The organism is Ideonella sp. P3_A4, assembly GCF_056403075.1.
In genome coordinates, this window is record NZ_JBFUGE010000663.1 from 1 (window position 1) to 3,142 (window position 3,142).

At 66.1% G+C, this 3,142-nt stretch carries 4 protein-coding genes; 2 read left to right on the forward strand and 2 right to left on the reverse strand.

The features are described from left to right. A partial coding sequence (locus AC1DYI_RS30755; RefSeq protein WP_477207913.1) for an alpha/beta fold hydrolase occupies positions 1-839 on the forward strand: 839 nt, incomplete at its 5' end. A 34-nt stretch (positions 840-873) separates the two neighbouring features. Continuing rightward, positions 874-1,206 (forward strand): Mpo1-like protein, encoded by a 333-nt coding sequence (locus AC1DYI_RS30760; protein WP_477207914.1) that lies wholly within the window; start codon positions 874-876, stop codon positions 1,204-1,206. A gap of 430 nt (positions 1,207-1,636) precedes the next feature. Here the strand turns inward: AC1DYI_RS30760 and AC1DYI_RS30765 are convergent, their stop codons facing one another. Further along, positions 1,637-2,593, reverse strand: a complete 957-nt coding sequence (locus AC1DYI_RS30765) for an NAD-dependent epimerase/dehydratase family protein (protein ID WP_477207915.1) — start codon at positions 2,591-2,593, stop codon at positions 1,637-1,639. Further along, the coding region (locus tag AC1DYI_RS30770; RefSeq protein ID WP_477207916.1) for an aminotransferase class I/II-fold pyridoxal phosphate-dependent enzyme at positions 2,590-3,142 on the reverse strand (553 nt) is incomplete at its 5' end. The genes AC1DYI_RS30770 and AC1DYI_RS30765, both read right to left, overlap by 4 nt.

Below are 3,142 nucleotides of genomic sequence, written 5' to 3' on the forward strand. Positions count from 1 at the left end.
GGCAGTTCCAGCGCCCTATCGAAGAGTTCTTCACGGTCGTCAATTGGGACCAGCGCGGTGCCGGAAAGACGTTGGGCGAGACCGACCCCGAGTCGATCAGCGACACCATCCACATCCCGCGTTATGTCGATGATGCGATCGAGGTCGCCGAGCACATCCGCGCCAAGTATGGCCAGCGCAAGATCATCTTGATGGGGCACAGCTGGGGCACGGTCGTGGGCATGGGCGCTGTGCTGAAGCGACCCGATCTGTTCCACGCCTATGTCGGCGTCGGGCAGAACATCAACACCCGCGAGAACGAGCGCGTCAGCTTCGAGTTCGGGCTGGCGCAGGCCAGGGCGCATGGCAACGCTGAAGCGGTGAAGGAGCTGGAGTCGATCGCGCCGTACCCGGGCAACCAGCCGATCACCCGGGAGCGGATCATCATCGCCCGCAAATGGCCACAGTTCTACGGCGGACTGAGCGCCTATCGCCAAGAGTCGCCCTACTTCTACGACGCGCCGCTGCTGTCGCCGGAGTACGAATACAAGGACCGCCTCGCCGTCGACCAGGGCAACCTGTTCACGCTCGGCCGGATCCTGCCGGAGTTCCTGAACGTCGATTTCACCGGGGTCCGCTCGTTCCCGATCCCGGTCGTGATGTTCATGGGCCGGCACGACTACACCACCCCGTCGGAGCCGACGGCGAAATGGCTGGAGGCCGTCAAGGCGCCCTACAAGCAGGCGGTCTGGTTTGAGCGTTCTTCCCACATGATTCCGTGGGAAGAGCCTGGCAAGATGCTGGTCAGCTTGCTGAAATACGTGCGCCCACTGGCCGTGCCGGGAGAACCCGGCGGCTGAGCGGCCCAGCAGGCATGTTGCACAGGAGCCCAGGATGAACACCGCCGCCGCGCCCTTGGTCAACCCGAAGAGCTTTCACAGCTTTGCCGAGTTCTACCCGTTCTACCTGGGCGAGCACAGCAACCGCACCTGCCGGCGGCTGCACTTCGTCGGCTCGACGTTGTCGCTCGCGTGCCTGGCGATGCTGTTGTACACGGGCCAGTGGCAGTACCTGCTCTACGGCCTGCTGTGCGGCTACGGCTTCGCGTGGATCGGCCACTTCGGCTTCGAGAAGAACAAGCCGGCCAGTTTCAAGCGGCCGCTCTACAGCTTCATGGGCGACTGGGTGATGTACAGCCAGATCTGGCGGGGGAAGGTGCCGTTCTGATCGGCTGAGTCGGCCTGCGCGCAACCGCTTGCTGAGGTTGCGGCGGCAGGGCGGCGGCGGTGTCCCCGTTCTACGGCCGCTCGCGGGCGACCGTCGAGGGACACCATCCGCAGCCGCATCTACACCGTGGTGCCTGAGATGCGTTGGGGCGACCGCGAATGAGGCCTCCGCCCGGAGACACCACCACCGCCCTGCAGGCACCGCCGTTGGTGCGGCACGCCTTCGCATGCCACGGTCGTGGCTGGGGCGGGAGGTTTGGGGCGTTTTCGGCGGCCTTCATTCGCGGTCGCCCCAACCGACGTCTCGTGAACACGCAGCCGATCGAGAGACCACGGCCAGCGCACCCCGGCTCCCCGCGAGCGGGCCGCAGAAAACGCCCCGGGCCTTCCGCCCCTCGCGATGCCCCCTGCAGGGCACCGTATTGATCGCCCTACGCAGCCGCCAACGCCGGCGCCAAGTTCGCGAGCATGTCCCGCACCATCGCGCGCAGGTCGTATTCCAGCTTCCAGCCCCAATCGGCGCGGGCCGCTGAATCGTCGATCGAACGCGGCCACGAGTCGGCGATCGCTTGACGGAAGTCTGGCGCGTAGTCGATCGCAAAGCCCGGAATCTCCTCAGCAATCGCCGCAGCAATCTCAGCCGGCGTGAAGCTCACGCCCGCCAGGTTGTAGCCATGGCGCTCGCGAATCTTGTCGGCAGGCGCGTCCATCAATTCCAGCGTCGCGCGAATCGCGTCGGGCATGTACATCATCGGCAGCGCCGACTGCGGGCCCAGGAAGCTGGTGTAGCGGCGCGACTTCAGCGCCTCATGGAAGATCTCGACCGCGTAGTCGGTAGTGCCGCCGCCGGGAGGCGTCTTCCAGCTGATCAGGCCCGGGTAGCGGATGCTGCGCACATCCACGCCGTGCATCCGGTGGTACCAAGTACACCAGCCTTCACCGGCGAGCTTGGAGATGCCGTAGACCGTGGTCGGCTCCATCACCGTCTTCTGCGGCGTGTGGTCACGCGGCGTGGTGGGGCCAAAGGCGGCGATCGAACTGGGCCAGAACACCTTGTCCAGCTTGTGCGTGCGGGCCAGCTCCAGCACGTTCAGCAGGCCCTTCATGTTCAGATCCCAGGCCCACATCGGGTGCTGCTCACCACGCGCCGACAAGGCCGCCGCGAGGTGGTAGATCTGGGTGATGCCGTGGCGCTCGGCCACCGCGATCAGYGCGGCCGCGTCGGTCACGTCCAGCGCTTCGTGCGTCAGGCCAGGCACGCGGCCCTTGGGTGCCAGATCGCTCGTCACGACCGCGCTGTTGCCGTAGCGCCGGGCCAGCTCTTCGGCCAGTTCGGTGCCGATCTGGCCGTTCGCGCCAATGATGAGGATCTTCGGAGTCGTTGTCATTTCACCAGCCCCAGTTCCAGGCCCGCTTGACGGAAGGCTGCCACGGCACGTTCCAGGTCGGCCAGCTCATGGCCTGCGCTCATCTGCACGCGGATGCGCGCCTGGCCCTTGGCCACGACCGGGAAGAAGAAGCCCACCACGTAGACCCCGAGTTCCAGCAGGCGTGCCGCCAGCTGCTGCGCCTTCACCGCGTCGTAGACCATGATCGGCACGATCGGGTGCTCGCCCGGCTTGATCTCGAAACCAGCCTCGGTGATGGCCTTGCGGAAGTACTTGGTGTTGGTTTCGAGCTTGTCGCGCAGCGCGGTCGAGCCTTCCAGCAGGTCCAGCACAGCAATCGACGCGCCCACGATGCTGGGGGCGACAGTGTTCGAGAACAGGTACGGCCGCGAGCGCTGGCGCAGCAGCTCGATCACTTCCTTGCGTGCGGCGGTGAAGCCGCCCGAAGCGCCGCCGAGTGCCTTGCCCAGCGTGCCGGTGATGATGTCGATCTTGCCAAACACGCCGCGGTGCTCGTGCGTGCCACGGCCGCGTTGGCCCATGAAGCCG